This is a genomic window from Pseudomonas sp. GW821-FHT10B02 (assembly GCF_059415665.1).
Map to the genome: position 1 here is coordinate 1 of NZ_JBWKNR010000016.1, position 25,560 is coordinate 25,560.

Annotated in this window: 26 protein-coding genes; 13 read left to right on the plus strand and 13 right to left on the minus strand. The window is 59.9% G+C overall.

The features are described 5' to 3' along the window. Nucleotides 1–255: 255 nt before the first annotated feature. Complete coding sequence (locus AC07OF_RS22090; RefSeq protein ID WP_157193175.1) at nt 256–984, minus strand: aspartate/glutamate racemase family protein; 729 nt, start codon at nt 982–984, stop codon at nt 256–258. A 24-nt stretch (nt 985–1,008) separates the two neighbouring features. Continuing rightward, nucleotides 1,009–2,538 (minus strand): NCS1 family nucleobase:cation symporter-1, encoded by a 1,530-nt coding sequence (locus tag AC07OF_RS22095; protein WP_157193176.1) that lies wholly within the window; start codon nt 2,536–2,538, stop codon nt 1,009–1,011. 504 nt (nt 2,539–3,042) lie between these two features. On the opposite strand from AC07OF_RS22095, the gene AC07OF_RS22100 reads away from it, so the two are divergent. Both AC07OF_RS22100 and AC07OF_RS22105 read left to right on the plus strand, forming a co-directional pair. Next, nucleotides 3,043–3,732 (plus strand): GntR family transcriptional regulator, encoded by a 690-nt coding sequence (locus AC07OF_RS22100; protein WP_157193177.1) that lies wholly within the window; start codon nt 3,043–3,045, stop codon nt 3,730–3,732. A gap of 102 nt (nt 3,733–3,834) precedes the next feature. Then, nucleotides 3,835–5,034 (plus strand): amidohydrolase family protein, encoded by a 1,200-nt coding sequence (locus tag AC07OF_RS22105; protein ID WP_157193178.1) that lies wholly within the window; start codon nt 3,835–3,837, stop codon nt 5,032–5,034. Between the two features lie 65 nt (nt 5,035–5,099). Here AC07OF_RS22105 and AC07OF_RS22110 read toward each other — a convergent pair whose 3' ends face one another. Continuing rightward, entirely contained in the window at nt 5,100–5,936 is an 837-nt protein-coding gene (locus AC07OF_RS22110) for a 5'-nucleotidase, lipoprotein e(P4) family (RefSeq protein WP_495073439.1), read from the minus strand. 226 nt (nt 5,937–6,162) lie between these two features. Between AC07OF_RS22110 and AC07OF_RS22115 the strand changes: the two genes are divergently transcribed. Then, nucleotides 6,163–7,374 (plus strand): GGDEF domain-containing protein, encoded by a 1,212-nt coding sequence (locus AC07OF_RS22115; protein WP_495073440.1) that lies wholly within the window; start codon nt 6,163–6,165, stop codon nt 7,372–7,374. Here AC07OF_RS22115 and AC07OF_RS22120 read toward each other — a convergent pair. Beyond that, the gene (locus tag AC07OF_RS22120) at nt 7,316–8,176 is read right to left on the minus strand and encodes a LysR family transcriptional regulator (protein WP_495073441.1); all 861 of its coding nucleotides are present in this window, start codon (nt 8,174–8,176) and stop codon (nt 7,316–7,318) included. The two genes, AC07OF_RS22115 and AC07OF_RS22120, sit on opposite strands and share 59 nt — an antisense overlap. A 94-nt stretch (nt 8,177–8,270) precedes the next feature. On the opposite strand from AC07OF_RS22120, the gene AC07OF_RS22125 reads away from it, so the two are divergent. The 4 genes from AC07OF_RS22125 (at nt 8,271) to AC07OF_RS22140 (ending at nt 12,061) form a co-directional block, all read left to right on the plus strand. Further along, a complete protein-coding gene (locus AC07OF_RS22125; protein ID WP_157193182.1) occupies nt 8,271–8,720 on the plus strand; it encodes a multidrug/biocide efflux PACE transporter in 450 nt (149 codons plus the stop codon). 105 nt (nt 8,721–8,825) lie between these two features. Continuing rightward, nucleotides 8,826–10,115, plus strand: coding sequence for an NAD(P)/FAD-dependent oxidoreductase (locus AC07OF_RS22130; protein WP_476446702.1), 1,290 nt, complete (start codon nt 8,826–8,828; stop codon nt 10,113–10,115). Between the two features lie 12 nt (nt 10,116–10,127). After that, a complete protein-coding gene (locus AC07OF_RS22135) occupies nt 10,128–10,685 on the plus strand; it encodes a helix-turn-helix domain-containing protein (RefSeq protein ID WP_038612709.1) in 558 nt (185 codons plus the stop codon). Between the two features lie 23 nt (nt 10,686–10,708). Beyond that, nucleotides 10,709–12,061 carry a glutamine synthetase family protein gene (locus AC07OF_RS22140; protein WP_495073442.1) on the plus strand — a complete coding sequence of 451 codons (1,353 nt, stop codon included), beginning with the start codon at nt 10,709–10,711 and terminating at the stop codon, nt 12,059–12,061. Between the two features lie 60 nt (nt 12,062–12,121). Here the strand turns inward: AC07OF_RS22140 and AC07OF_RS22145 are convergent, their stop codons facing one another. After that, on the minus strand, nt 12,122–12,538 hold the full coding sequence (locus AC07OF_RS22145; RefSeq protein WP_157193185.1) for a bleomycin resistance protein: 417 nt from the start codon (nt 12,536–12,538) through the stop codon (nt 12,122–12,124). A gap of 72 nt (nt 12,539–12,610) precedes the next feature. Between AC07OF_RS22145 and yghU the strand changes: the two genes are divergently transcribed. The 4 genes from yghU (at nt 12,611) to AC07OF_RS22165 (ending at nt 18,641) form a co-directional block, all read left to right on the plus strand. Next, entirely contained in the window at nt 12,611–13,450 is an 840-nt protein-coding gene (gene yghU, locus AC07OF_RS22150; RefSeq protein ID WP_495073443.1) for a glutathione-dependent disulfide-bond oxidoreductase, read from the plus strand. 251 nt (nt 13,451–13,701) lie between these two features. Next, nucleotides 13,702–17,118, plus strand: coding sequence for an Ig-like domain-containing protein (locus tag AC07OF_RS22155; RefSeq protein ID WP_476446700.1), 3,417 nt, complete (start codon nt 13,702–13,704; stop codon nt 17,116–17,118). A gap of 41 nt (nt 17,119–17,159) precedes the next feature. Next, a complete protein-coding gene (locus AC07OF_RS22160; RefSeq protein ID WP_495073444.1) occupies nt 17,160–18,152 on the plus strand; it encodes an SCO family protein in 993 nt (330 codons plus the stop codon). A 15-nt stretch (nt 18,153–18,167) separates the two neighbouring features. Further along, nucleotides 18,168–18,641, plus strand: coding sequence for a copper chaperone PCu(A)C (locus AC07OF_RS22165; RefSeq protein WP_495073445.1), 474 nt, complete (start codon nt 18,168–18,170; stop codon nt 18,639–18,641). Between the two features lie 8 nt (nt 18,642–18,649). Here the strand turns inward: AC07OF_RS22165 and AC07OF_RS22170 are convergent, their stop codons facing one another. From AC07OF_RS22170 to AC07OF_RS22180, 3 genes are all read right to left on the minus strand, one after another. Beyond that, nucleotides 18,650–19,069, minus strand: coding sequence for an MAPEG family protein (locus AC07OF_RS22170; protein WP_157193189.1), 420 nt, complete (start codon nt 19,067–19,069; stop codon nt 18,650–18,652). Nucleotides 19,070–19,086: 17 nt separating this feature from the next. Further along, nucleotides 19,087–19,662: a hypothetical protein gene (locus AC07OF_RS22175; RefSeq protein ID WP_495073446.1), complete on the minus strand. Its 576-nt coding sequence runs from the start codon at nt 19,660–19,662 to the stop codon at nt 19,087–19,089. 105 nt (nt 19,663–19,767) lie between these two features. Continuing rightward, complete coding sequence (locus tag AC07OF_RS22180) at nt 19,768–20,049, minus strand: hypothetical protein (protein WP_157193191.1); 282 nt, start codon at nt 20,047–20,049, stop codon at nt 19,768–19,770. A gap of 120 nt (nt 20,050–20,169) precedes the next feature. Between AC07OF_RS22180 and osmE the strand changes: the two genes are divergently transcribed. Beyond that, nucleotides 20,170–20,532 (plus strand): osmotically-inducible lipoprotein OsmE, encoded by a 363-nt coding sequence (gene osmE, locus AC07OF_RS22185; RefSeq protein ID WP_157193192.1) that lies wholly within the window; start codon nt 20,170–20,172, stop codon nt 20,530–20,532. Between the two features lie 94 nt (nt 20,533–20,626). Here osmE and AC07OF_RS22190 read toward each other — a convergent pair whose 3' ends face one another. The 4 genes from AC07OF_RS22190 to AC07OF_RS22205 form a co-directional block, all read right to left on the minus strand. Beyond that, nucleotides 20,627–22,075, minus strand: a complete 1,449-nt coding sequence (locus tag AC07OF_RS22190; RefSeq protein ID WP_476446698.1) for a sensor histidine kinase — start codon at nt 22,073–22,075, stop codon at nt 20,627–20,629. Between the two features lie 168 nt (nt 22,076–22,243). Then, nucleotides 22,244–22,693 carry an anti-virulence regulator CigR family protein gene (locus AC07OF_RS22195; RefSeq protein WP_495073447.1) on the minus strand — a complete coding sequence of 150 codons (450 nt, stop codon included), beginning with the start codon at nt 22,691–22,693 and terminating at the stop codon, nt 22,244–22,246. A 141-nt stretch (nt 22,694–22,834) separates the two neighbouring features. Continuing rightward, nucleotides 22,835–23,026: a hypothetical protein gene (locus tag AC07OF_RS22200; protein WP_157193195.1), complete on the minus strand. Its 192-nt coding sequence runs from the start codon at nt 23,024–23,026 to the stop codon at nt 22,835–22,837. A gap of 189 nt (nt 23,027–23,215) precedes the next feature. Continuing rightward, the gene (locus AC07OF_RS22205; protein ID WP_232478193.1) at nt 23,216–23,653 is read right to left on the minus strand and encodes a hypothetical protein; all 438 of its coding nucleotides are present in this window, start codon (nt 23,651–23,653) and stop codon (nt 23,216–23,218) included. A 532-nt stretch (nt 23,654–24,185) separates the two neighbouring features. Here AC07OF_RS22205 and AC07OF_RS22210 point away from each other — a divergent pair. Further along, nucleotides 24,186–25,133 carry a universal stress protein gene (locus tag AC07OF_RS22210; RefSeq protein WP_476446696.1) on the plus strand — a complete coding sequence of 316 codons (948 nt, stop codon included), beginning with the start codon at nt 24,186–24,188 and terminating at the stop codon, nt 25,131–25,133. Nucleotides 25,134–25,151: 18 nt separating this feature from the next. Here the strand turns inward: AC07OF_RS22210 and AC07OF_RS22215 are convergent, their stop codons facing one another. Then, nucleotides 25,152–25,550, minus strand: coding sequence for a hypothetical protein (locus AC07OF_RS22215; protein WP_157193198.1), 399 nt, complete (start codon nt 25,548–25,550; stop codon nt 25,152–25,154). Nucleotides 25,551–25,560: the final 10 nt, after the last annotated feature.

Sequence of the window (25,560 nt, forward strand, 5' to 3'; positions counted from 1 at the left end):
AAGTCGTAGGCCGCGTGGCCCCGGAAGGTGCCGGAGCGAAGGGACCCGGAGCGCAGCGTAGGGCCGGATGCAGGAGCAAGCGGTTTTGGTTCCTTTTGCCAAGACAAAAGGGACCCGCCGTAAAGGCGGAAGGGGCCGCCAGCGTCACCACACAAAATGGATAAGCTCGCAGCCCCAGCACCCCACCCCAAAAATCCCCTCCCCAGAACTCCGTGAAGAGCCTGTTTTGAGGGGTATTGGCATAATGAAAAACGCTCAGCCCAGCAAAGCCCGCGGCCAGCCGAGAATCTCCTTCGGACGCGGCGGCGCGTAGGTGCGAACCTTGGAGGTGCTCAGCTTCAAGCGCACCAGCGACTCGGCCAACGCCACCGCCGCCGTCACGCCATCCACCACCGGCACACCGGTCCGCGCCTGGATGCGCTCATCCAGCCCGACCATGCCGCCACAACCGAGGCAGATCACCTCGGCCTTGTCGATACGAACCGCCTCCTCCGCCTGAGCCACAACCGCCTCGATTGCCCGCTCGGGATCTTCTTCAAGCTCCAGCACCGCCAGGCCACTGGCACGCACCGAGGCACAGCGGCTGTCCAACCCGGCCAGTTTGAGGCGATCCTCGATCAGCGGCACAGTGCGATCCAGGGTAGTCACCACCGAGTAGCGATGCCCCAGCAGCATAGCCACGCTGGCGGCCGCTTCGGTGATGTCCACCACCGGCACATTGAGCAGCTCCTGCAAACCTTCACGGCCATGCTCACCGTAACCGGCCTGGATCACCGCGTCATAGGGCTGGTCGTAGCTGAGCACCCGCTCCATCACGGCAATCGCCGCCAGGTAACTCTCGAAGTTGCCCTCCACCGACTCGGCGCCAAAACGCGGGGTCAGGCCGACGATTTCAGTACCCGGCGACGCCACGCTGCGCGCCTGGCGGGCAATGGCTTCGGTGATCGAGACGGTGGTGTTGACGTTGACTACCAGTATTCTCATGACTCGGTTCCTTGTGCGTGACGCTCAGTGCTGGGCGCTGTCGACGGCAAAGTGTTCGCCGGAACAGTCCACGTAATGTTTTTTGCGATCGGAAATCAGGTAGTACACGCCACCGGCAATGGCCGCACCGAACAGCCAGGAAAACGGTGTCAGCTCGCTGAATGCCGGTACCAGGGCCAGCAGGACTGCGGCGATGGCCGAGGGCACCAGGGCGGCGATGGCCTTGTAGTTGATCCCGCGGGTGTAGTGATAGGTGCCGCTGGCCGCCTCGCTGTAGAGGTCCGGGACGTGCACCTGGGCTTTGCGGATCAGCCAGTAGTCGACCATGATGATCCCGTACAGCGGGCCCAGCAGCGCCCCCAGGCCGGAGAGGAAGTAGACGATCACCAGCGGGCTGTTATAGAGGTTCCAGGGCAGGATCAGCACCGCCAGGGTGGCGCTGATCAGGCCGGCGCGGCGGAAGTTCAGGCGGCTCGGGGCCAGGCTTGAGAGGACGAAGGCCGGGGCGACGAAGTTGGCCATGATGTTCACCGCCACGGTGACGATCAGGAACGCCAGGCAGCCGAGTACCAGGAAGGTCTTGTCGGGAATCGCGGCAATGATCTGGGTCGGGCTGTCGATGACCGTGCCATCGATGCTGAACTGCGCACCGGACAGCACGAAGCTGATCACTGCGAACACCAGGATGTTCACCGGCAGGCCCCAGAAGTTGCCGACGCGGATGGTCTTGCGGCACGGCGAAGAACGCGCGAAGTCACAGAAATTGAGAATCAGCGTGCCGTAAATCGCCAGCCACAGCGCGCCGCCGGCGAAGATCTGCGTCCACATCTTCACCCCGGTCAGCGGCTCACCCACCGACCAGGCCAGGTTGCCATCCACCCGCAGGTACATCCACACCGCCAGCACCAGCACGGTTGAAAGGATCACCGGGCCGGCAAAGGATTCGTACTTGCGCACCATCTCCATGCCGAAGGTCAGGATTACCAGCTGCACGAACCAGATGGCAACGAAACTGGCCCAGCCCAGGCTTGAGAGACCGAGGATGGCGTTGTGATCGAAGCTTGCCAGCGACGGCCAGATCGCCACCAACAACACCCGCAACACCACCGAAGCCAGGTAGGTCTGGATGCCGAACCAGGCGATGGCGATCACCGCACGGATGATCGCTGGCAGTTGCGCACCGTAGATACCGAAGCTCATGCGGCTGATCACCGGGAACGGTACCCCGGTTTTCTGGCCCATGTAGCCCGACAGGTTCATGAAGAAGTACACCAGCGCCGCACCGACTGCCAGGGCCGCGAGCATCTGCCAGCCGGACAGGCCGAGAGCGAACAGGCCCATGGCAAATGAATAGTTGGCGATGTTGTGCACATCGTTGGTCCACAAGGCGAAAATGCTGTAACCGCCCCAGCGCCGTCCGGCGGCTTTGGTCGGGGCAAGGTCGGCATTGTGCAGCCTGGGGCTTAAGCTGGCATGCCCGGACACCTGCGCAGAGATGGCAGGGTCAGGTGACAGGTACGCGGTATCCAGAGGTTTGGAAGTATCCAATTGCATGTTCCCCGGGCTCCTGCTGCAGCGCCTGTGGTGCTACAGCACATTATTGTTGGATTTGAGAGTTGGGACCGCTGTCGGCGCTTGGACGCCGATGCATACAAAAATTGTATGCAATTTTTGCCTTACAATTTTCGAGGAACAATATGTGTGCCAAATGGGGGGGAAGTGGATCCCGCCTGCGTCTAATGAATCTCTATAACTACTTGGTTTTTATGAATTTAAATTTTTAACCAAATACGCTTCAGAGCCGATTAACCTGACCAGATGGTCAGCGCCGCGGGTGACCAAAATGAGAACCCAGGTAACGCAAGGCGGTGACATGTATCCACCTAACTGCTACTCGCGTACACATAACCACTTTAAATGTGTGTACATACTGGAAGTTTCGCGGGGCAAGCCCGCTTCTGCCGAGCGGGTGACACAAGCCACCATTTTCACTCTGAAACTTTTGGTCACCGCACATTTCCGGCATGCTGGCGCAATCAAGGAATCACGGAGCTGGTAATGACGGAAAAACTCCCCGCATCGACCGTAGAGCGCGTCTACCTGGGGGTCCACGAGGCAATCAGAAAACGCACCCTGCGCCCCGGCATGAAACTGGGCGAGTCCTCGCTTGCGGAGCTGTTCAAGGTCAGCCGCACGTCGGTACGCGCCGCACTCAAGCAACTGGAGGGCGACGGGCTGGTGTCCACCGAGCTGAACAAGGGCGCCTGGGTCTCGCTGCCCAGCGATGAAGACATCCGTTCAGTGTTCGAAACCCGGCGCCTGATCGAGATCGGCATTGTCACCGAGCTCTGCCGGCGCGCCGACAAGAGCCTGCTGCAGCCCCTGCGCCTGCATGTGGCGCAAGAAGAAGCGGCGGCCGATGCCGGTGACCATGCGCGTTACGTCAATCTGCTGGGCGAGTTCCACCTGCGCCTCGCCGAAGTACTGGACAACCCGGTGCTGCTCGACTGGTTCCGCAAACTGATCGAGCGCGGCTCGCTGTATGCATCGACCCTCGATGACGAACGCCATGAAGCCTGCCGCGGCAACGAGCACCTGCGCCTGATCGAGTTCCTCGAAGCCGGCGATCAGGCCGCCGCCATCGACCTGGTGTGCACTCACCTGAGCGGCATTGAAGAGGCGATCCTCAAGGCCACCCACAATCTGAAGGCCGACTATCACCCGCTCAAGCACCTGATCGGCGGCTGAAGCACGGGCATTCACGAATCCACTGCTATCGATCCCGATATTTAATTGGCCGATACCCCGGCACTTTTATAGGGTGTGCGGCCTCCACCAAGAGGTCGTGAAATGTTTGATCGTGTATTCGTCAATGCCGTCGCTGCCGACGGCAGTCCGCTGTCTCTGGCCGTCGCCGATGGCCGTATCGCTCGCCTGGGCGCTGATCTGGGCGCCATTGAAGGTGTGGAGCGCATCGACCTGGGCGGGCAACTGCTGCTGCCGGGTTTCATCGACGGACATATCCACCTGGACAAGAGCTTTGTCGGCGACCGCTGGCATCCGCATCAGGCGGTCAGCAGCCTGCGTGAACGCCTGGCCGTGGAAAAACGTGAACTGGCCCTGGCGCCGTCAATGGTCGAACGTGCCGATGCGCTGATCAGCCAGGCGGTGTCATTCGGTACGGTAGCGATGCGCAGCCATGTCGATGTCGATGCCACTACCGGCTTGAGCAACCTGCACGCGGTGATGCAGGCGCGAGAGAAGTGGCGCGGTATCGTTGACATTGAACTGGTGGCCTTTCCCCAGGCCGGGGTGATGTCCTGCCCGGGCACTGCCGATGTGCTGGAGGCCGCCATACGCGAGGGTGCCGAAGTCATTGGCGGTATCGACCCGACGACGCTCGATGGCGATGCCGAAGGTCAGCTGGATGTGGTGTTCGGGATTGCTGAACGGCATGGGGTCAAGGTCGACATTCACCTGCACGAGCCGGGCCTGCAAGGCGTCGAGCAACTGCAGCGGATCGCCGCCCGCACCTGCGCTGCGGGTCTGCAGGGGCGTGTGAGTGTCAGCCATGCCTATGCCCTGGGCCAGGTGCCTGAGGATGTGCTTGAGCGCATTGGCGCCACCCTCGCGAACGCCGGGGTGTCGATCCTCACCAATGCCCCAGGCGATCACGCCTTCCCGCCGATCCTGCGCCTGCGCGCCGCCGGGGTGAATGTATTCGCCGGTAACGACAATATTCGCGATGCCTGGTGGCCTTACGGCAACGCCGACATGCTCCAGAGGGCGATGCTGATCGGCTACCGCTCGGGTTTCTATAGCGATGAAGACCTGAACGTGGCCCTGGCCATGGCCACATCGGCGGGCGCCACCGTGATGGAGAAAAGCGACTATGGGCTGAAGGTCGGCAACGAAGCGACCTTCATTGTCATCAAGGCAGCCAATGCCGCTGCCGCCGTCGCTGCCGCCCCTGCCGAGCGGCGCATGGTCCGCCGTGGCGAGCTGCAGGCCGCACCGGTCGGCTTGCAATTTGACATCCAGCGGGCCTAACGAAACCTGCTCGGCAAAGCCAGACATCCCGCCGCGCTTGCCGCTGGCGGGATGTTTTTTTGTCATCAGCTGGCCGGTTTCCAGCCGCCCCGCTCCGCCGCCTCGCGAAACTTGGCCCGGTTGGCCGGCGTGTCGGCTGGCTCCGACTCACCGAAAATGGCTTTGAGCCAATGGCCGTCAGTGGGGTTGGGGAAGATGATGTACTGGCTGCCAAACTTGTCGCGGCTGTCGTCCACCTGCTGCGCCCGCTTGTCGACACTGTCGAGATAGAAGCTGCGCTCGAAGTCGTTGAGGTTGTCACCCAGTTTCAGCAACACGTTGTATTGCCCGGCGATTTTTTGTTGTGCAGGCTCCTTGTTCGAGCTCTCGCGCAGAATGGTCACATGGGCCTCGTCGGCATAGGGCACCTTGTATTTGCGCAGGTTGTTCAGGGCGTACTCATAGGTCTTGTCGCCCTGCTCACGGCTGGACACGTAGAAGATTTCCACGCCACGGGACTTGGCATACTCCAGAAACTCGAGGGCACCTGGGGTAGGCGTCGGGCCATTGTCAGCCACCCACCGATCCCAGGCCGCATCGTCAAAGAACTCCTTGCCCTGGGCGATCAGAAACCCCCAGTAGGTATTGCTGCTGAGGATGGTGTCGTCGATATCGCTGATGATCGCCGGTTTCTTGTCCCCCGGTTTCTGATTGGCCAATGCCTGGTCCAGGCGTGCCTTGGCGACGTTGAAACCTTGATAGTACAGCGCGCGGAACTCCGCGGCAGTCTGGCGCCAGGCCACTGCATCGACCAACAGGTTGGAGTGCACGGCGCCAGGCTCTGCACTTGCAGGCTGGGCATTGACCATGGGCGCGGCCAGCAACAGAAGCGCCAGGGAGATCGCATTTTTGAGAGGGGGCATTGGATGACTTTCCTTGTAATCTACCGCTCTTGAGTGGCGGCAGTTGCGGTACTGATACCTCAGGCCTTGAGCCCCCCGCAATCGCAGCGACGCGCAGACACAACAATGTGACGCACCCACGCATTTTGTCTGACCCGATGGCAGCGGCAGCCTGCTGGCAAAGTACCATCTGCTCGGCTAGCATGCCGCTGAAAACCGGCGCAAGGCCGCATGGAGAGCGATACGAGTGCTGCTGAGCATCCCGACCCTGTTGATGGTGGCCGTGTTCATTTTCGGCCTGATGGGCCTGTTGACCCTGCACGCCTGGAGCCGCGGCGTACGCGAGCAAACCCTCGGCTACCTGGGGAGCATGCTGATACTTGCCGCCCTCGGCGCAACCCTGGTGAGCCTGCGTGGCCAGGCCCCCGACTTCATTTCCCTGGTGCTGGGCAATATCGTCCTGTTGCTGGGGGCGGCGCTGAACTGGACCGCCATGCGTGTGTTCGGCGGCCGTCCCGCGCACCTGCCAGGCATATTCGCCGGCGCGCTGTTCTGGTCGTTATGGGGGCTGATGCCAGGCTTCTACGACGACCTCGGCCTGCGCGTGACCCTGTATTCGCTGTTCACTGCCGTCTATGGTGGCCTGTCAGTGTTCGAGCTGTGGCGCAACCGCAAGCACCTGGAAGTGGCTTACCTGCCTGCGCTGCTACTGACCCTGGCGCACACTGGCTTTTACGCCGTGCGCAGCTTCGCCGACCAAGGCGTATCCCTGGAGCATGCGCTTGCCAGCACTGGCCACGGCACGATTTTTTTCGCTTTCCTGCTGTTCGAATCGATGCTCTACGCCATCGGCATCGCCTATGTCACCCTGGCCATGGTGCGCGAACGCACCGAGCTGAAATTCAAGGCTGCCGCCTATACCGACCCGCTGACCGGCATCGGCAACCGGCGCGCGTTCATGTCGCGTGGTGCGCAATTGCTGGCGGACGGTGCCCGCCGCGGCGAGCCGGCGGCCCTGTTGCTGTGCGACCTGGATCACTTCAAACGGCTCAACGATGCCTACGGTCACCAGACCGGTGACCAGGCGCTGATCGCCTTCAGTCAGGTCGCCAGCCAGAGCATTCGCCAGACAGATGTGTTCGCTCGGATTGGCGGTGAAGAGTTCGCCTGCCTGCTCGGCAACGCTGATGAACACGAGGCGCTGCGGATCGCCCAGCGCATCTGCAACAGCTTTCACGCCTTGCCGCTGCTGGACGCCGGCGTACTGAGCGTCAGCATCGGCATCGTTGCCGGCAATGCCGGCGAGCATGAGCTTTCACGCCTGCTGTCGATGGCCGACAACGCGCTGTATGCGGCCAAGGACCAAGGCCGTAACCGTGTGCAGTTGTACCAGGGTGCTTTCAGCGCTCCCGGGCCAACCAGTCCAGCAACCACAACCCCGCCGGCCCAGGTGGGCTGAGTCGCGACCAGGCCGCATCCACGGCAATCGGACGCGGCCATCCACCCAGCACCAGCTCTACCAACTGGCCGTGGCCATACTGCTGCACCAGACCGTGCGGCAACTCGGCCCAGCCGAAACCTTGCTCGGTCATTTCCAGCAGCAACAGGTAATCCGGCGCCGACCAGACCCGCCCCTGCGGTTTGTTCTCGCTGTCGGCATAGGTATTGAGGTACAGCTGGCGATGGCTGGCCAGGTGCGCCTGGGTCGGCTGCTGAAGTGCTGCCAGCGGGTGTCCGCTGGCGACGAAAATGCCCATCTGCGCTTGCCCGGGCAATCTGCGCACGCCGATATCCGGCGGGTAATGCGCTTGCGCCGCCAGCAACCCCAGGTGCGCGCGGCCGCTTTGCAGCAGGCTCAAGACATCCCCCGCTTCAGCGATCATGCATTCAAGCTCGATGTCCTGGTAGCGCTGCTCGAACTGGTGCATCACCTGATTGTCCGGAGTGAGCTGATACATGTCCGAGAGAACGATGGTCAGGCGCGGTTCGACGTTATCGGCCAGGCGGATGCTCAGCTCGTCGAGTCGTTCGCTGGCGGCAAGGATCTCCTGGACGTGCCCGAGCACCTTGCGCCCGGCTTCGGTCAGCACCGGGTGACGAGCCTGGCGATCGAACAGGCTGACGCCCAGGTCGGCCTCAAGGTTGGCGATCGCGGCACTGATGGTCGACTGGCTTTTACGCAACTTGCGCGCCGCTGCCGAGAAGGAGCCAAGGGCGACGGCTTCGACAAAGGCGTGTAGAGCTTCGGGGGAATAGCGCATGGGTCTATCGCTTTTATCGATGGAATCCATTTTTAACATAAGCAAAAAAGCGATGACAATCACCTCATCGAATCCAATCGTTCCAGGTGATGTCATGCGTGTTTCCAACAAATCCTTCGTCGAGCGTATCGTCCACGCCGTAGGCTTCGAGGCCATTGCCGTGCTGATCTGTGCCCCGCTCGGCGCCTGGCTGCTCAATCGCTCGATGCTCGAAGTCGGCACCCTGGCCGTGGTGCTGTCGACCGTGGCGATGCTCTGGAACATGCTCTACAACAGTGTGTTCGACCGGCTCTGGCCGGCTGAGCGGGTCAAGCGCAGCGTCAAGGTCCGGGCCCTGCATGCCAGCGGCTTCGAGATCGGTTTTGTGGTGATCGGCGTGCCTATCGCCGCGCTGATGCTCAACCTGTCGCTGGTGCAGGCGTTCATGCTGGAGATCGGCTTCTTCGTCTTCATGCTGCCCTACACCATGGCCTATAACTGGGCCTATGACCTGCTGCGTCAGCGGCTGCTCAACGCCCGCACCAGCCGGCTGCAAGTGCAATAAGCGTTGCCGCAGGCAACGCCTTTAAATCCATGGGGGCTTGGACTCGTGAAATTTATCTGGTAGTTTTTCATGAAAATATACCAATAAAAATTCACGAGACCCGCCATGTTCAAGCAATCCGCCCAGCATGTCGCCAGCTATTACGCCCGCACCTATCCCGGTGTCATCCCGCTGCGCCCTACCCTGCATGAGCGTCTTGACACCGAGGTGCTGATCATCGGTGCCGGCTTCAGTGGTTTGCACACGGCCCTGCGCCTGGCGCTGGCGGGCAAGCGGGTGACATTGCTGGAGGCCAGCCGCGTGGCCTGGGCGGCGTCAGGGCGCAATGGCGGGCAGGCGCTGCTGGGCTGGTCGTGCGACATGCCGCCGCTGGAAAAGAGTCTCGGTACGGAACGCACACGCCGTTTGTGGGACAGCATGTGCTGGGCCGCCCACGAGATGCGCGAACTCCCCGAACGCCATGGCTTCGATATCGACTACCGTCCCGGCAGCCTGTGGACCGCGGTGCTGCCCCGGCGCGTCGGTATGCTGCGCGAAGCCCAACGCGAAGCCAGCGAAAAATGGGGTTACGACGAGCTGCAGTTGATCGAACGTGAAGCCTTGCCGGAATGGATCGACAGCCCGCGTTACCAGGCCGCGCTGTACGACCCACAAGGTGCCCACCTCAACCCGTTGAAACTGGCCCAAGGCCTGGCATCGGCGATTGAAGAGGCCGGTGGACGCCTGTACGAACAGACCCGCGTACTCGATTACCGCGAGACCGCCAATGGCTTTATCGCCCGCACCGAACACGGCGAAGTGCGCAGCGACGTCCTGGTCCTGGCCTGCAATGCCTACATCGACAAGCTTGACCGGCAACTGTCGCGGCGCCTGCTGCCAGTGGGCTCCTACCAGGTGGCGACTGTGCCCCTGGACCCAGCCTTCGCACGTTCGCTGCTGCCCCGTAACAGCTGCGTGATCGACAACCAGTTCGTACCGGACTATTTCCGCCTGACCCCTGATCACCGTTTGTTGTTTGGCGGTGGCTGCACCTATCTGGGCGGCATTCCCCAAGACGTTGCCGCCGCCACCCGCCCGGTGCTGGAACGCGCCTTCCCGCAGTTGCGCGGGGTTGCCATCGAGCATGCCTGGGGCGGGCATCTGGACTGCAGCCTGCGACGCACCCCGGACATTGGCCGAAGCGGCCAACGCTACTGGTTGCAGGGCTTCTCCGGACATGGCGTACTGCCGACCCTGGCCGGCGCCCGCGCCGTCAGCGATGCCATTCTCGGCGACTACGATTTGCTGGCGTTGTACCAGGCCATCGACAACGGCCGCTTCCCCGGCGGCGATCTGCTCGCCGCCCCGCTGGAAGCCGCGGCCAAGGCCTGGTACCGCCTGCGCGACAACCTTTGAGAGGACAGCACCATGGACATGCAGGATGAAATCGAAGGCCTGGCGATCCTGATCCGTGACCTGCGCAAGCACCGCAACTTGACCCTGGGCGAACTGGCCCAGCGCATTGATCGCTCAGTGGGCTTTCTGTCCCAGGTCGAACGTGGCCTGTCGCGCCCCACCGTGGCCGACCTGACCGCCATCAGCGAAACCCTGGATGTGCCCACGACCTATTTCTACAACCTGAGCAAACCACGCGAAGTGGACTGGGTCACCCGCCCAGGAGAGCGGCGCACGCTCTACTACGCCGGTGGTATCACCGACGTGCTGGTCTCGCCCAAGCTCACCGGCAGTTTCTCCATGCTCGAAAGTCACCTGGCCCCCGGCGCCACCAGCGGCGAAGGTCACTTGAACGACAGTTCCGAGCAAGGCGGTTTTGTCCTCGAAGGGCAATTGAGCCTGTGGCTCGATGACAGTGAAGAACCGGTGACCCTGGGTCCCAACGACAGCTTCCAGCTCCCGCCGCACAGCCAGTTTCGTTACGCCAACCTCACCGAGCAACCGACACGGGTGCTCTGGGTATTCCGTTGAACCACGCTGCAGGATCGCAATCGATGACAACAACAAAAAGCTTTCCCGATCTGCTCACTGAAGTCCGTGACTTTCGCGCTCGATTCCCCGAAGTGCGCTATGTCGACCTGATCAGCCTGGACATTCCCGGGCACTTCTATGGCAAGCGCTACCCCATCGACATGCTCGAGAAGGTCGCCGCCGGCAGCCCCTTGAAGCTGCCGCAGAACTGCGTACTGCTGGGCGTCCAGGGCGGTCTGTTCCCGATCGGCGACTACTGCTTCCACGATGGCGACCCGGATGCGCCACGGCGCCTGATCCCCGGCACGCTCAAACCGGTGCGTTGGGAGAACCAGCCGCTGGGGCAGATGCTGATCAGCTCCGACGGCACCCACGCGCCCATCGAGTTCGAACCGCGGGAAGTGCTCGCCCAGGTCCTGCAGCGCCTGCAGCGTCGCGGCATTCGCCCGGTAGTCGCGTTCGAGCTGGAGTTCTACCTGTTCGACCGCAGCCTCAAGGAAGGCCTGCCACAGTTTCCCCGCGACCCGTTCAGCGATGACCCCGACGACCAGCCGAACATGCACATCGACCGTCTGTCGCGTTACTCCGACGTACTGCGCGAAATGGTCGAGGCTGCCAATGAGCAAGGCGTGGACGCTAACGTCATCACCGCCGAACTTGGCCCTGGTCAATTCGAGATCAACTTCGGCCACTGCGATGACGGCCTGCGCGCTGCCGACTGGGCCGCACTGTTCTGCCGCAGCACCCGTGGCGTGGCACTCAAGCACGGCATGCGCGCCAGCTTCATGAGCAAGCCTTACCTGGAGGCACCGGGCAGCGGCATGCATGTGCATGTCAGCCTGTATGACCAGGACGGCAACAACCTGCTCGCCGCCGATGAGCAGCGCCCGTTGCGCCATGCCGTGGCCGGCTGCCTGGAGCTGCTGCCCAGCTGCATGCCGATCTTCGCCGCCAACCACAATGCCATGCGCCGCTACGGTGCCATGGTCAATGCGGCCAGCCGCGCCAGCTGGGGCTTTGAGGACCGTGACGCGTGCATTCGCATCCCCGAATCCGACCCGCGCAACCTGCGCATCGAACATCGCCTGGCCGGTGCCGATGCCAACCCGTACCTGGTCCTGGCCGCGATCCTCAGCGGCATGGAACATGGCCTGGATGCCGCCCGTGAGCCTATTGCCCCGCTCAACGAAGATCGCAGCAGCGGCATCGAGTTTCCCAAGGACATGCTCAGTGCAGTCAGTGCCATGCGCCAGCACCCGGTGGTCAACCAGAGCCTGGGCAGTGAGTTCGTGATGGTCTACTGCGAAAACAAGCGTCAGGACCATCTGGCGTTCATGCAGGACATCAGTGCCCGGGAGTACCGCTGGTTCCTTTGATGCAGTCTTGAATGGGCAGCACCCTGTGGGAGCGGGCCTTGCCCCGCTCCCACAGTCCCCCTATCGCCACCCCAGGTCTTCAGCAAACCGCAGTAGATACCCATCCGGATCAAGCACCAGGAAATTCCGCTGCCCCCGATGCTGATCGTTACTACGGTACCAACGCTCCTCAACCGCCTGCCGGAGGGTGTAACCTGCCTGCTCCAGAGCGCTGGCCAACGCCAAGGCATCGGGGCATTCGATGGACAGGTTCATCCCGCGGCCAAACGGCGGCTCCAATGGCCCCACACGCCAGGGCGATTCGGTGTGCCAGTCTTGCTCGAGCATGATCTGGCTGTTGCCGAAGGACAGAAAGGCAAACTTGTCCTCCGCGCGGTCGTACTCAACCTTGAAGCCCAATACGCCGCAGTAAAAGCGTAGGCTTTGCGCAAGGTCGGAAACGATCAGTTCCGGGACCAGGGCGTTCATCTTGAACATGTACTGCTTCCTTTCAGTTATTTGCGAGCCAATCTATCTACAAATCGTTGAGCAAACCAGGAAATTGACCCAATGAGCAAAGCACCCTATACCCCGCCCAAGGTCTGGACGCATGACGCACCGTCGGGTGGCGAATTCGCCAACATCAACCGGCCAGTCGCCGGGCCAACCCATGACAAGGTACTGCCAGTCGGCAAGCATCCCTTGCAGCTTTATTCATTGGCCACCCCCAATGGCGTGAAGGTCACCATCCTGCTCGAAGAACTGCTGGCACTCGGCGTTACCGCTGCCGAGTACGACGCCTGGCTGATCCGCATTGGCGAAGGCGATCAGTTCTCCAGCGGCTTTGTCGAGATCAACCCCAACTCGAAGATTCCAGCCTTGCTGGACCGTAGCGTGGAGCCGGCCATTCGCGTGTTCGAGTCCGGTTCGATCCTGCTGTACCTGGCAGAAAAATTCGGCCATTTCCTGCCCTCCGACCCCGCCGGGCGGACGGAAACCTTGAACTGGTTGTTCTGGCAAATGGGCTCGGCACCTTACCTTGGCGGCGGCTTCGGACATTTCTATGCATACGCGCCAGAGAAGTTCGAGTACCCGATCAACCGCTTCACCATGGAAGCGAAACGCCAACTCGATGTGCTTGATCGCCGCCTCAGCGAAAACCGCTATCTGGCGAGTGACAGCTACACCATTGCCGATATCGCCGTCTGGCCGTGGTACGGCCAGCTGGTGCGGGGCAACCTGTATTCGGCGGGTGAGTTCCTCAATGTGCAGCAATACACCCACGTGCAACGCTGGGCAGAAGAGATCGCCAAACGCCCTGCGGTGCTGCGTGGGCAACGGGTAAACCGGACCTGGGGAGATGAGGAAACCCAGGTGCCGGAGCGGCATCAGGCAGCAGATCTGGACTGATTCTCGATCAGCCGGGGGGAGATGGTCACCCATAACCATAAATGGGGAACTCCCCCCACCCACCTACAAAACCGGCTTATCGCTCTTCACAGGGCCTGCATACAAGCCATTGAATAAAATCAGCTTTTTCTTCCATAACCCTCGACCCTCCGAGTTGGTGCGCTTTTTGCCCCTGCCATTACAAAGTGGCAGTTTGACACTCATATGGCATCGCAGCAGCACCCAACCGGGTACGGAACGAGGTTACCGCTATGTACAACAACCCTATGCAGCGCCGATCGACCCTTGATCTTTTCCGCTACTCTGGCGTTGCATCTGCGCTGTTGATCGCACTCGGAATTTCCTCTGCCAGTGCCGTGCCGATGGACGACACCAGCCCACCGTCACCGACCGACCCCTCGGCCTACACGCCTCACCCCACCGACCCTGTGGCCGTGCAACAAGCCCTGGAGGCGTTGAAGTTGCTGCCCGAGGGCAACCACGGTGCGCTTGCGCTACCCAACGGCGCCTACGGCGACCGAACCACGCCACGGACTGAAAACGTTCTGCAGCCGGCTCAGCAGACATCCTTCAATTACCCCACCAATGGCCTGGCCAGCCCGCTGTTCGGGGCGCAACCCTTTACCCAGCAGATGCTGCTGTATGAGGAATTCGGCCCGGAGAAACTCGACCCGACGGTCGAAGCCGGCACCCTTCCCTTCCCCATCCCCACAACCGGGCCAGCCCCGGAGCAAGACCCCAACAGTGTCGCCCGCAGCGGTCCCACCGGCGCGGCACTGGAAACCTTTCTCCGCCAACCAGGGCTATTGCCGTTCCCGACGCAATACGCCAACGTCCTCGACCGCAATCCCTGGAAGGCGCAGATCGAAGCCTTCCTCAATCGCCACCCAGTCGGCTCGCCGGCCGAGGGCCGGCCACCAGGAAAAGGCTGGTCGCATCAACGCTGGAACGAGTTCTACCCGCAGGCGGCGATCAAGACCGCGCAAGCCGGCGCGCGGGTCAACCAGGGCTTGCGCGACAACCGGCAAATGCACGGCTACGCCAAAGGCGAGTTCGGTCCCGGCGGGCTTTATCACAACACCGCCGGTGTACCTGCTACCGAGGGGACGGCCAAGGGCATCGGTATCCGCTTTCACCCGAACATGCCGATCCAGAACCACAACTCGCTGTGGACCTTCGACGGCACGCTACCGCCCAAGCTGCTGATGGCCCGCTACGGCCAACCGATACTGATGCGTCACTACAACGCCTTGCCGATCGACCCGGCAGCCAACGGCGGCTTCGGCCTGCATACCCTCAGCACCCATGAACACAACGGCCATAACCCGGCCGAAAGCGACGGTTATACCAACGCGTTCTTCTTCCCCGGTCAGTACTACGACTACCGCTGGCCGGTGCAACTGGCCGGCTACGACTCCATCAACACCACCGCGCAAGACCCCAGGGCCGCGTTCCCCTGCGCCGAGGGGGAAACACTCTGGGTCAACGATAGCCAGCCCGGACTCAAGACCTGCCAGAACGGCAGCATCAAGGTCCGCGGTGACTGGCGCGAAACCATGAGCACCCACTGGTTCCACGATCACATGCTCGATTTCACCGCCCACAACGTCTACAAGGGCAACGCGGCGATGATGAACTACTACAGTGCCCTGGACCGCGGCAACGAGGCCCTGGAAGACGGCGTCAACCTGCGCCTGCCCAGCGGTTCGGCATTGCCTTGGGGCAACCGTGACTATGACGTCAACCTGACCTTTGCCGACAAGGCCTGGGACCAGAGCGGCCAACTGTGGTTCAACCCGTTCAACATCGACGGCTTCATCGGCGACCAGATGATGGTCAACTGGTTGTACAAACCCTACTTTGACGTGCGTGCACGCAGCTATCGCCTGCGCATCCTCAATGGCTCGGTGTCGCGCTACATGAAGATCGCCGTGGTCCGCGAAGTGCGCGGCAATGGCGGTGAATTTCGTGGCCCGCAAGGCTCCGGGGTGTCCTACAACCGGGTGCCGTTCCATATGATCGCCAACGACGGCAACATCATGGAGCACGCCATACCGTTCGACGGCAGCATGGACCTCAACGGTAACGGCGACCTCAAGGACGACAACGGCATCATGCCGACCATGTCCATCGCCGAGCGCTACGACATCATCATCAACTTCGCTAAACACGGGATTCAGCCCGGCGACAAGATCTTCTTCGTCAACCTCATGGAGCACGACACCGGCAAAGGCCCGAGCGAGGATGCGGTGTCGCTGGCCGATGTCCTGTCCGAGAAATACAAAGCGGTCATCGACCAGACCAGCAAAGGCCCGAGGTGGCGCGACGGCGACCCGGTGGTCGGCAAGTTCCTCCAGTTCAACGTCAAGCCTTACAGCGGCAACGACCTGAGCATGGACCCTGTGGCCTACGAACCGGCCAAACCGGGTAAAGCCGCTGGCAAGAAAATGATCCCGCTGACCATCGACCGTAACGACCCGACCATGCAGGCCAAGCTCAAGCAGGCGCGCCACCGCAGCTTTGAATTCGGGCGTTCCGACGGCACCGACACCCAACCCTGGACGATCAAGACCGACGGCGGTTTTGGCTATTCCATGGACCCGCGGCGCATCACTGCCGCCCCGCAGTTGGCCTCAGGCCCCACCGACGCTGGCTACTCAGGCGACGGCACCCTGGAAGTGTGGAAGATCAAAAATGGCGGCAATGGCTGGAGTCACCCGGTGCATGTGCACTTCGAGGAAGGGGTCATTCTCAACCGCGACGGCAAGGCGCCACCGGAGTGGGAAAAATGGGCGCGCAAAGACGTCTATCGTGTAGGACCGGAAGTCGACAGCTCCGAGGAAGTCGAGATGGCGATCCGCTTCCGCGAGTTCGCCGGCACCTTCATGGAGCATTGCCATAACACTCAGCACGAAGACAACTCCATGCTGCTGCGCTTTGACCTTGAGCACCCGGGTCAGATCGAGCTGATGCCTTCACCGATGCCGACCTGGGATGGTGTGGAATTCATCAGTTCCGCCGCCCTGCCTGGCTTCCGTGATGAGGACGACAAAGGACCGGGTGAAGGTGAAGACGACAATCAACTGCCCGTGGCCAGGGATGACAGCGGCGCCACCAAAGCCGGCGTGCCGATCACCCTCAATGTGCTGGCCAACGACAGTGACCCCGATGGTGACGTACCGCTAACCGTCGTCAGCCTGGGGCAACCGGACTCTGGTCAGGGCAGTGTCAGCACCAACGGCACCCAGGTGACCTTTACCCCACCCACGACGGTAAACGAAGCCTACAGCGCGGTCTTCGAATACAAGGTCAAGGATGCGCGGGACGGTGTGTCGAAACTGGCGGCCAACGTCAGTGTTGCGGTCACTCCGGCGGCGGTAGAAGTTGATCACAACATCAAGGTAATCAGTGCCAGCGTCACCGTTCGCAGTAACAGCCGGTACGCCTGGGAGCTGGTCGGGACCAGCGCGATGAAGATTGGCGAAACCCTCGCGGTGACTGCATCGACCAACAACGGCCCCTTGAGCCTGGGGACTGCGACGGTGTTGTCCGGTGGCAATTGGCGGCTGTCTGCCAGCACCACTGGCAGCGGGCCTTCGCCAAACCCGACGGTAACGATCAAGCCGCTTAACGGCAAAGCCATCACCGTTCCACTCACGGTGCGTTGATAACCGTCGCTGATCCTTCACACCTTCAGGAGGTAACAGGCATGGGCTGGAAAACTTCGAAAATACTCAGCCGCTTGCTGCTCCTTACGCTGTGCAGCGCGCAATGGTCATTCGCGGCCGTCAGTGAAAGTGCCCCGGCCCAGCAATGGGGCCGGGACTACTTTCCCAACACCCCGCTGATTAACCAGGACGGCCAACCGGTTCGGTTTTTTGATGACCTGATCAAAGACAAGGTGGTGGCCATCAACTTCATCTTCACCACCTGTAGCGACTCGTGCCCGTTGGAAACCGCGCGCCTGCGACAAGTGCAGAAACTGCTCGGCGAACGCGTGGGTCGCGATGTGTTCTTCTACTCGATCAGTATCGATCCAGAAACCGATACCCCGGAAGTGCTCAAACACTATGCCGAGAAATTCAAGATTGGCCCCGGCTGGCAGTTTCTGACCGGTAACAAAGACGACATCACCCTGTTGCGGCAAAAGCTCGGCCTGTTCATCAAGGGTGTCGATGACGGACAGACCAAGGACCATAACCTCAGCCTGATCATTGGCAATCAAAGCACCGGGCGCTGGATGAAGGCTTCTGCGATGGAGAACCCCTATGTACTGGCCGACCGCCTGGGCAAAAGCCTGCACAACTGGAAGCTGGTCAGTGCCAACACCAACGATTACGCCGAAGCCCCCAGCGTGCGCCAGCCCAGCGTCGGCGAGCAGATCTATCGGACGCGCTGCTCCTCCTGCCACACGCTCGGCGATACCGAGCACGCCGGGATGCGCAGCATCGGCCCGGATCTGCTCGGCGTCACCCGCCAGCGCGACCCGGCCTGGCTTACCCGCTGGATCAAAGAACCAGATGTGATGCTGGCAGAGAAGGATCCGCTGGCCATGTTGTTGTATGAGCAATACAACCGCCTGGCGATGCCCAACCTGCGTTTGGGCGATGTCGAGATCTCTGCCTTGCTGACGTACCTGGAAGAAGAGACCGAACGCCTGCAGCCGCAGGCGCCTGTCAGTACTTCGCAAGCAAGTCACTAACAAAGGAGTTCAGCCATGGTCACGCGTTTATTGCTGCTTTGCACACTGCTCGCCGGTAGCACCCTGTGTTTCGCGCATGAATACCAGGTCGGCGAGTTGCAGATCTCTCAACCGTGGTCACGTGAGCTGCCCGTCGACCTTCCTGGCGGCTCGGCTTATTTCACCGTGCACAATCAAGGGAGCGAAACGGATCGCCTGATCGCGGTCAGCAGCCCGCGTGCGCAAACATCCAGACTGCATACCCAATCCAGCAATGACGGCATGATGAACATGCAGCATGTTGCCGGCATGGACATTCCTGCGCATACCGAGGTGACCTTCCAACCCGGTGCCAACCATGTGATGTTGTCGGGAATGGAACAACCACTGAAAGCCGGTGAGCAGTTCCCGCTGACGCTGGAGTTCGAAAAGGCAGGCACGATTGAAGTGCTGGTCAAGGTTCTGCCGGCCGACGCACAGGCCAGCCATGACACCGCTCACGTTCACTGATTGCCCGGTTAGCCGCTGGCCAGGGCCAAGAGCCGGACGACCCAATAAACGCCAATCGCCAGCTGTACAGCGAACGCGGCAAACCGGCAGAAAACCGCCGCAACACTTTGCGAAGCCAGATGAACGCACGACTGAATCAGTCGTGCGACAAGAAACGCATAGGCCAGTGGATCGGTGATCGCTGTTTGCCCGGTGAGCAAGGCCAGTACCAGCAGGCCAGCAAAAATCGGCAGCCCTTCCACACAGTTCGCGTGCGCCCGCGCCAGGCGCTGCATGAAGGGAGAGAGCGTGGCGTTGTCCGGGGTGAATTGATTGGCCGGCACACCTTTGAACAGCACGAGATAACCTCGCAGCAGCTCCATCAGAACGAGTAGCGCCAACGCCCACGCAATGAATCCGGCCAACACGATCGCACTTGGACTTGTCATCGGACTTCCCTCAACGGTCACTGACGATCCCGCCAGCGATCCGAATCGTAGACATAAGAGTCGCCAAGGATACTGTCGTAGCGAATCAGCAAGCGTAATCGCCCCTTGGCAATGGCCATGACCGCCGCAGGCTCATGGTCTTCCAGCATCACTGTGGTGGTGTTGAATTTTTTACCGGGTGGAATGAACTCGCCGACGATGAACAATTCGGCATGTTGTTCATAGGGAATATCCCCGAGCAACATGCTACTGGCCGCCTCGAGCAAATCCGGCCCCTCGCCCTGCAGTTGCGTGCCGTCGACCCAGAGGCACACTTCACGAATGATGGCCGGCCCCAGCCCATTGTTTTCCAGGGTGAAGCAGTAGGACCTGGTCTTGACGTCGGTGCTGTTCCAGGCAGACAGGTGGGGTGTTGCCATCCGTCGATTGTGCCGCTCATGCATCTTTATCTGCCTGGCACTGAAGCGTACGGCAATACAGGCGACGAACACCGAAGCAAACGCCGCCAAGGCCGTCAACAGCGTTGACACCTCGGACAACCAGCCTTCCTGGGCCGTTACGACGTACACCACATAATCCTGTATAGGTTCCATGTGGCCCATCCCGGCGCTGTCAAAACCTCAGACCCGCACGCTTATCGTTGCCTGGAGAAGCATAGCAAGTGGTTGATAGCGCATCGGCTGGTGCGGGTCTCTGGCCTATTTAAGCTTGTGGCGAATGCTCTGAATGCCAATCAACGGGATCGCCGCAGCGCCAATCACCAGCCACCAATCGGCATTGTCTCGACTGAATGTTTCAACGGCCGCCAGATACAGGCCAACTGCCGTAATACAGCTGCATGCAGCAATCAACGCCAGCCATTTAATACCGGTCATCGGCCCGAACAATGCAATTCGATGAGCAAAGCACAGCAACCAGAAGTACATCCAGATCACCGCACCGCTCATGTAAAAGCCCAGGACCAACAGGTCCCCCACCATCCCTGCTCCGTGCATTTGAATCTCTCGCCCGCAAATTTGGCGCGCCTTGCGGCACTCGGCTTTACTTTAACTGATGTGCCCAGGCGTTTCTTTACGACGCTCACTTCCGGGAGCACTGCCATGAACAAAGCTATCTTCGCGCTGGTCGCCATGCTATCGGCAGCAAGTGGCTGCGCTACTGACGCCTATGTCTATCGTGACCAGCCACTGGTTGCAAAGGTCGAGACAGGCATGGACAAAGAACAGGTCCAGAATATTGGCGGCAAGCCATTATCAGAAACCCAGCGTACCGTGGTGCCCGGTACCTGTTTCGACTATATGCTCACCCAAGCCGGCAAAAAGCAGCCTTACCATGTCAGCTTCGATGGCGCGGGAAAAGTGGACCACACAAGTTTCATGACCTGCGCAGAATGGAGCCGCGCCCAACAGAAGTCCAGGGAAGCGCCCAGCAACATGGGGGGCTACGGAGGGTCGGGTTACTAGCGCTGCTGTGCCAACCGCTGGCTTCAATTACAAGCGAGCCCGCCAAGTGCGGGCTCGCATTGCTCTGCCGAAACCAAGGTTTAACCGCAAGGTCTCAGCTCGCAACCTTGAAGCACAGACAAACACTGGTCCCCGCCTGCTCCTGGCTACTGAGACTGACCTCCCCGCCAAAGCGCTCCATGATCTGCTTGACCATGATCAAACCGATTCCCAGCCCGCCCAGTTTGGTGGTGTAGAACGACTTGAAGGCCATCATTTCCTGCTGGCGGGTCATGCCTTTACCGCTGTCGTTGATCGAGAGATAGAGCTTTTGCCCGTCTGCAGACAGGCTGGTGCTGATCGCCAGCCGGCCGCCATCGGGCATTGCTTCAATGGCATTGGCAATCACGCTGTTGAGCACCTGTGCAAGCAACAGTTGGTGACTCACCACCAGCGGCGTGGGCCCGGAAACAAACGCTACCTGGACTTTCGAGTGGGCTATCTGCTGCTCAAAGGCACCCAATACCAAATGAACCGCGCCGACCAGGTCAACCTGTTCCGACTCGCCGCGCAACGGTCGCAAACACAGCAGCAAATCCCTTACCCAGATTGACATGCGGTCAACCTGACTGACGATATCGGCAATATTTTTTCCGGCCGGTTGCCCCTCCATACTTTGCGCAAGCTCGGCGCTGGTGCGGATGCTTGCCAACGGATTACGCATGCTATGCGCGACTGCGGTCGACATTTCCACCAGGCCGCCATAGGTCTTGTTGGCCACCAGTTGATTCTGCTGGGAGGCCAGCAACTTCGAAGCCCGCCAGACGATCCAGAACAGTCCGAAGTAAATGCCCAGCCCGCCCAGCGCCGTGGCCATCCAGATCAAGCGAAAGCCCCGATTGACCCGCTCGATCAAGTCCACCGGTTCTTTATAAATTTCCACCATCGCCAGAACATTGCCTTGTTCGTCAATCAGCGGAATGTAGTTCTCGATAAAGAACTCCTGTGGAGGGTGGATAAACTGCTGCTCGATCCGCCCATCCTGAACTTCTTTATACCTCGCCGAAACGCGGCCCCTGGAGGTAAAAGCGGCCTCCAGTGCAGCATCCCCCACAATCTTGCGCCCCACCAAGATCGGATTGGTTGACCAGACAACCACCCTGTCGGGCGAATAGATGGTCGCCAACAGAATGTCCGGAAGGTGGGCAAGATGGTCGAGAAACTCGGAACGTGCACGCCCCCGGTTAAGCGCTGTTTCCTCGTTCAACATGCCATACACCGACGGTGCCAGCACCGCCCCCATCTGCATGCCCGAGAGGTCGTGATGGCGGATTTCGCCGACCGCCACCGCCTGAATGAACTGAGCCGACAACAGCGCATCGCGTTCGAGGCTTTCGTTCATCAGAAAACGCGTCGACAGCGAGCCCAGGCCAATGGCAACGGCGCCAATGATGAGAAAGCTGATGACCGAGAACCAACGCAACAGATCGAACTGCTCAGCGGAATCGCTTGATGTAACGCCTCGAACAGGAAAGTATCTGGACCAGAATGACGCTGCATTCATAAAAGAGACTCGCCAAGTGTAAACAGCAACGATTACAACGTCCTTGATAGTCGGCGGTCCAGACAGACACCAACGCTATCTACACTTTAGCCGTACATTTCAGTGGCATCGACCAGTCCAGTGGAATGAATTGTCCTCTCCAGCATGTAAATAGAAGCGGTCCGGCATCTAGTCCAGAGCGCCATTGAGCACTTCGTAAATGATGCCTGTCGCAATAGCGACCAGAATCAGATCCGTCCCGGCTTGCTGCCACTCGTAACCATCGTAACGCGGCAGATGCCCCAGCAGCCTGCCATCGAGCTTCTTCGCGATTCCAGGTGGCAGTGGCTTCCCTCGGGCTAAGTTCTTCTGAATGCCAGGAGGCAATGCCGACCCTGGGCTCCAATAGTCACGGTAACTCGTCAGCACGCTCAGCACACTGCCACGGTCAATGCTCGGCCCATGGCTCCAGTCCGAGGATGATTTCTCTTTGCCCTGGCCGCTGTGGCCCTGGGCTTTTTGCGAATTACCCTTGCCGTTCCCTTGGCCATTTCCACCCGGGTCGGCCAACGCACCAGCAGATCCTGCTACGAGTACCAGGCTGGTAAGTACCGCTATCACTGACTTGGGTCTGAACATTTGCGTTCTCTCGAAAGGGGAATGTTCCCTGCAATGTAGATGATACTGGCTAGAAAAGTTCACTCCCAGGCAAATGCCGTAGCATCAGCAATTGTCTCTGATCCCCAGGTATGAAAGCCCAGCGCGAAGGCTGGGCTGAGGTTATTTTCTGTTTTCCATCATCTTGTCGGCGAGCGCCTTGGCCCGTTCAATCAGCAGATTTTGCCTGTCTTCGTGAGTGGCTCCTCCTACAACCGGTGCAGTCAGATTGCTTTCCGCAATTAACGCTGCGCAGAAGTACTGATCCCAAACGGCTTGCGCCAGCGACGGTTGATTCAGCTGGTCGGTATCCATGTGCGGCTCCTTCTGATGAGGTAGCACTGCTATTTTACGCCTGGATTGCGAGCAACCCGCGTTACTGGAGATAGTCGGCGAACTGTATGGGGTTCGGGAATTGAGGGGCATCAGATGTAAAAAGCCCAGCGCGGGGCTGGGCTTCGATGAAGTATTCAGATCGACATGGCTAGTCAAGAGCCAAACGTATCACCGGTCATTTTTCGAGGACGACTTGACCGCGTTGCTGAGCCCTTTCGCATTGTGATCACCCGGTGTGGTAGATGATACTGCGGTTGACTTGGACAAGCCGCGGGTGTCCTTGGAATGAGCAATGCCGGAAGTGGCGGTACCATGGCCATTATCGTCGTTGCGATTGCTGCCGTAGTGGTTACCACTTACGCCGTGATCTCGCGTCGCCTTACCGGAATGATCGCCTGCAAAACCGCCACCGTTGCTTTTACCACCATGGCCGCCATTTCCTGCACCCATGCCGCCACCGTGCCCACCGCCATTTCCACCACCGTGGCCACCACCGCCCCCGTTACCCTTTGCGTACGCTGAGCCGATAGGCGAAATATCGGCCGGCAACAGTGCTGTAGTTCCCAGTAGAAATGCACAGGCAAGCACGGCCATGGTTTTCTTCATTTTTTGTACGGCTCCACAGGTAGGATTGAGTATCAGCTAAGACCTGCCACGCCCCATGAAGTTCTTGAGCTGCCGACGAAATGCACTATTCGAAAACCGCAGATCAGTTGCCTGCAAATTCCGAAGCCACCCGCATAAGATCAAACACTGGTTGATCATTACCTCGCTTAGCTAAAAACAAACTAACTCACCGTCCGAAAGCCCAATCCTCAAGCACATTAGCGAGCATAATGCTTGGCCATTGAGTTGATCACACACCGCCTCTCGGGGCGAGAACTTAGTCGCACTTCCAGCTATAAGCATTGGAGAATATATTTTGCACGTTTGAAATAGCAATGAGTTTCGTGATTACTAATGCCCACTCAATTCAATTATCAACAATTGAGTTGAGCGGGCGAGATTCGACTTTTGCTGTCGTGTGTATGAGGTCATTAGTAAGCGTGTGCAACAAGGGTTGGCGAACAACGGGTGCACTGGCCAAGCGCCGCGCGCGCCCCTGTATAAAACTGTACTCACGCACAGGAAGACGATCATGCACACAGTTCGCAGCAGCTTGGTGGTGGTGGATTCGCATAAGTCCACGGATCAGATCCTGAACCGAGCCAGGATGATTGCCAGTGCTACTCAGTCGCACTTGCACCTGCTGGTTTGTTGCAAAGGCAATCATCACTCTGCCTACTTGAACGACATGCAGAGTTCTATGGAAAAAGAGGGTTATAGCATCAGCGTTCAACAGGCCTGGCATGGCAGCTCACACAAAACCATCATCGCCGCTCAACAAGCGCAAGGCTGCGGACTTGTAATCACCCAGCACCTACCCGATAAGCCACTGATGAAGCCGCTTCTCACCCCTGAGGACTGGAAACTGCTGCGGTACTGCCCCAGCCCGGTGCTCATGGTAAAAACAGCCAGGCCCTGGACCGGTAGCACCATTCTTGCGGCCGTCGATGTCGGTAATAATGACGTGGAGCATCGGGTCCTTCATTCCGGCATCGTCAGCCACGGATACGACATCGCGCAACTGGCCGGCGGCGCTCTACACATGATGAGCGCCCACCCCTACCCCATGCTCTCAGCGAGCGACCCGATGTTTCAAATCAAAGAGAGCATTCAGGCTTTCTATAGCGAGCAATGCAAGAAGTTCCAGGCCGAATTCCACATCAGCGACGAACACCTGCATATCGAGGAAGGCCCGGCAGAGGTGCTCATCCCGTACTTGGCGCACAAACTCGAAGCGGCGCTAACGGTGATCGGCAGCGTAGCCCGTACCGGACTCAGCGGCGCCTTGATCGGCAACACCGCCGAAATGATTCTGGACACACTCGACTGCGACATACTGGTGCTCAAACCGGACGACATTATCACTCACCTGGAAGAACTGGCTGCCCCACCTTCAAGTCTATCGGCCGATATTGCCGCGTCCTCCTGGCCCTATAACCATCACAATCATCATCACCATCGAGGTGATTCGGAGCCGTAAGTTAACGCTTCCGGTCAGTCAGCTACCTTTGCGCCACTCAACGGCGACAGCAATACCCGCCAGCAAGATAGCCAGCGTGTATGCGAAAAGGCCGAGGTTAACCCCCAGGATCATTTTCTCTGAGCCGTCCGAGAGCACCATCGAACCACCGTACCCATCCCGGAGCCAGTAAGCCATCAAGAAGCCACCGGTTACGAATACAGTGAGTAGACTCGCTAGCTTGAGGTTATCTTTGCCCCACACAAGCCAGACACTGAAGGCTCCAAGCGCCGTGTTCGTAAATAATTGCCAAGTCTCATGCAGCCGAGCGTGCGGCGCCCAAGCCTGGTTGAAAACATGAGTGTCGTTGATCTCAAGGATCGGTACGACCACGGCGTAAAAGACGATTCCAACTGTCACCAACAACTTCGCAAGCATTCGCAACCTC

What these genes read in the sequence shown, in the direction of transcription:
- AC07OF_RS22090 (WP_157193175.1), bottom strand. Translation starts at nt 984, where the DNA reads ATGAGAATACTGGTAGTCAACGTCAACACCACCGTCTCGATCACCGAA.
- AC07OF_RS22095 (WP_157193176.1), bottom strand. Translation starts at nt 2,538, where the DNA reads ATGCAATTGGATACTTCCAAACCTCTGGATACCGCGTACCTGTCACCT.
- AC07OF_RS22100 (WP_157193177.1), top strand. Translation starts at nt 3,043, where the DNA reads ATGACGGAAAAACTCCCCGCATCGACCGTAGAGCGCGTCTACCTGGGG.
- AC07OF_RS22105 (WP_157193178.1), top strand. Translation starts at nt 3,835, where the DNA reads ATGTTTGATCGTGTATTCGTCAATGCCGTCGCTGCCGACGGCAGTCCG.
- AC07OF_RS22110 (WP_495073439.1), bottom strand. Translation starts at nt 5,936, where the DNA reads ATGCCCCCTCTCAAAAATGCGATCTCCCTGGCGCTTCTGTTGCTGGCC.
- AC07OF_RS22120 (WP_495073441.1), bottom strand. Translation starts at nt 8,176, where the DNA reads ATGCGCTATTCCCCCGAAGCTCTACACGCCTTTGTCGAAGCCGTCGCC.
- AC07OF_RS22125 (WP_157193182.1), top strand. Translation starts at nt 8,271, where the DNA reads ATGCGTGTTTCCAACAAATCCTTCGTCGAGCGTATCGTCCACGCCGTA.
- AC07OF_RS22130 (WP_476446702.1), top strand. Translation starts at nt 8,826, where the DNA reads ATGTTCAAGCAATCCGCCCAGCATGTCGCCAGCTATTACGCCCGCACC.
- AC07OF_RS22135 (WP_038612709.1), top strand. Translation starts at nt 10,128, where the DNA reads ATGGACATGCAGGATGAAATCGAAGGCCTGGCGATCCTGATCCGTGAC.
- AC07OF_RS22140 (WP_495073442.1), top strand. Translation starts at nt 10,709, where the DNA reads ATGACAACAACAAAAAGCTTTCCCGATCTGCTCACTGAAGTCCGTGAC.
- AC07OF_RS22145 (WP_157193185.1), bottom strand. Translation starts at nt 12,538, where the DNA reads ATGTTCAAGATGAACGCCCTGGTCCCGGAACTGATCGTTTCCGACCTT.
- yghU (WP_495073443.1), top strand. Translation starts at nt 12,611, where the DNA reads ATGAGCAAAGCACCCTATACCCCGCCCAAGGTCTGGACGCATGACGCA.
- AC07OF_RS22155 (WP_476446700.1), top strand. Translation starts at nt 13,702, where the DNA reads ATGTACAACAACCCTATGCAGCGCCGATCGACCCTTGATCTTTTCCGC.
- AC07OF_RS22160 (WP_495073444.1), top strand. Translation starts at nt 17,160, where the DNA reads ATGGGCTGGAAAACTTCGAAAATACTCAGCCGCTTGCTGCTCCTTACG.
- AC07OF_RS22165 (WP_495073445.1), top strand. Translation starts at nt 18,168, where the DNA reads ATGGTCACGCGTTTATTGCTGCTTTGCACACTGCTCGCCGGTAGCACC.
- AC07OF_RS22170 (WP_157193189.1), bottom strand. Translation starts at nt 19,069, where the DNA reads ATGACAAGTCCAAGTGCGATCGTGTTGGCCGGATTCATTGCGTGGGCG.
- AC07OF_RS22175 (WP_495073446.1), bottom strand. Translation starts at nt 19,662, where the DNA reads ATGGAACCTATACAGGATTATGTGGTGTACGTCGTAACGGCCCAGGAA.
- AC07OF_RS22180 (WP_157193191.1), bottom strand. Translation starts at nt 20,049, where the DNA reads ATGGTGGGGGACCTGTTGGTCCTGGGCTTTTACATGAGCGGTGCGGTG.
- osmE (WP_157193192.1), top strand. Translation starts at nt 20,170, where the DNA reads ATGAACAAAGCTATCTTCGCGCTGGTCGCCATGCTATCGGCAGCAAGT.
- AC07OF_RS22190 (WP_476446698.1), bottom strand. Translation starts at nt 22,075, where the DNA reads ATGAATGCAGCGTCATTCTGGTCCAGATACTTTCCTGTTCGAGGCGTT.
- AC07OF_RS22195 (WP_495073447.1), bottom strand. Translation starts at nt 22,693, where the DNA reads ATGTTCAGACCCAAGTCAGTGATAGCGGTACTTACCAGCCTGGTACTC.
- AC07OF_RS22200 (WP_157193195.1), bottom strand. Translation starts at nt 23,026, where the DNA reads ATGGATACCGACCAGCTGAATCAACCGTCGCTGGCGCAAGCCGTTTGG.
- AC07OF_RS22205 (WP_232478193.1), bottom strand. Translation starts at nt 23,653, where the DNA reads ATGAAGAAAACCATGGCCGTGCTTGCCTGTGCATTTCTACTGGGAACT.
- AC07OF_RS22210 (WP_476446696.1), top strand. Translation starts at nt 24,186, where the DNA reads ATGCACACAGTTCGCAGCAGCTTGGTGGTGGTGGATTCGCATAAGTCC.
- AC07OF_RS22215 (WP_157193198.1), bottom strand. Translation starts at nt 25,550, where the DNA reads ATGCTTGCGAAGTTGTTGGTGACAGTTGGAATCGTCTTTTACGCCGTG.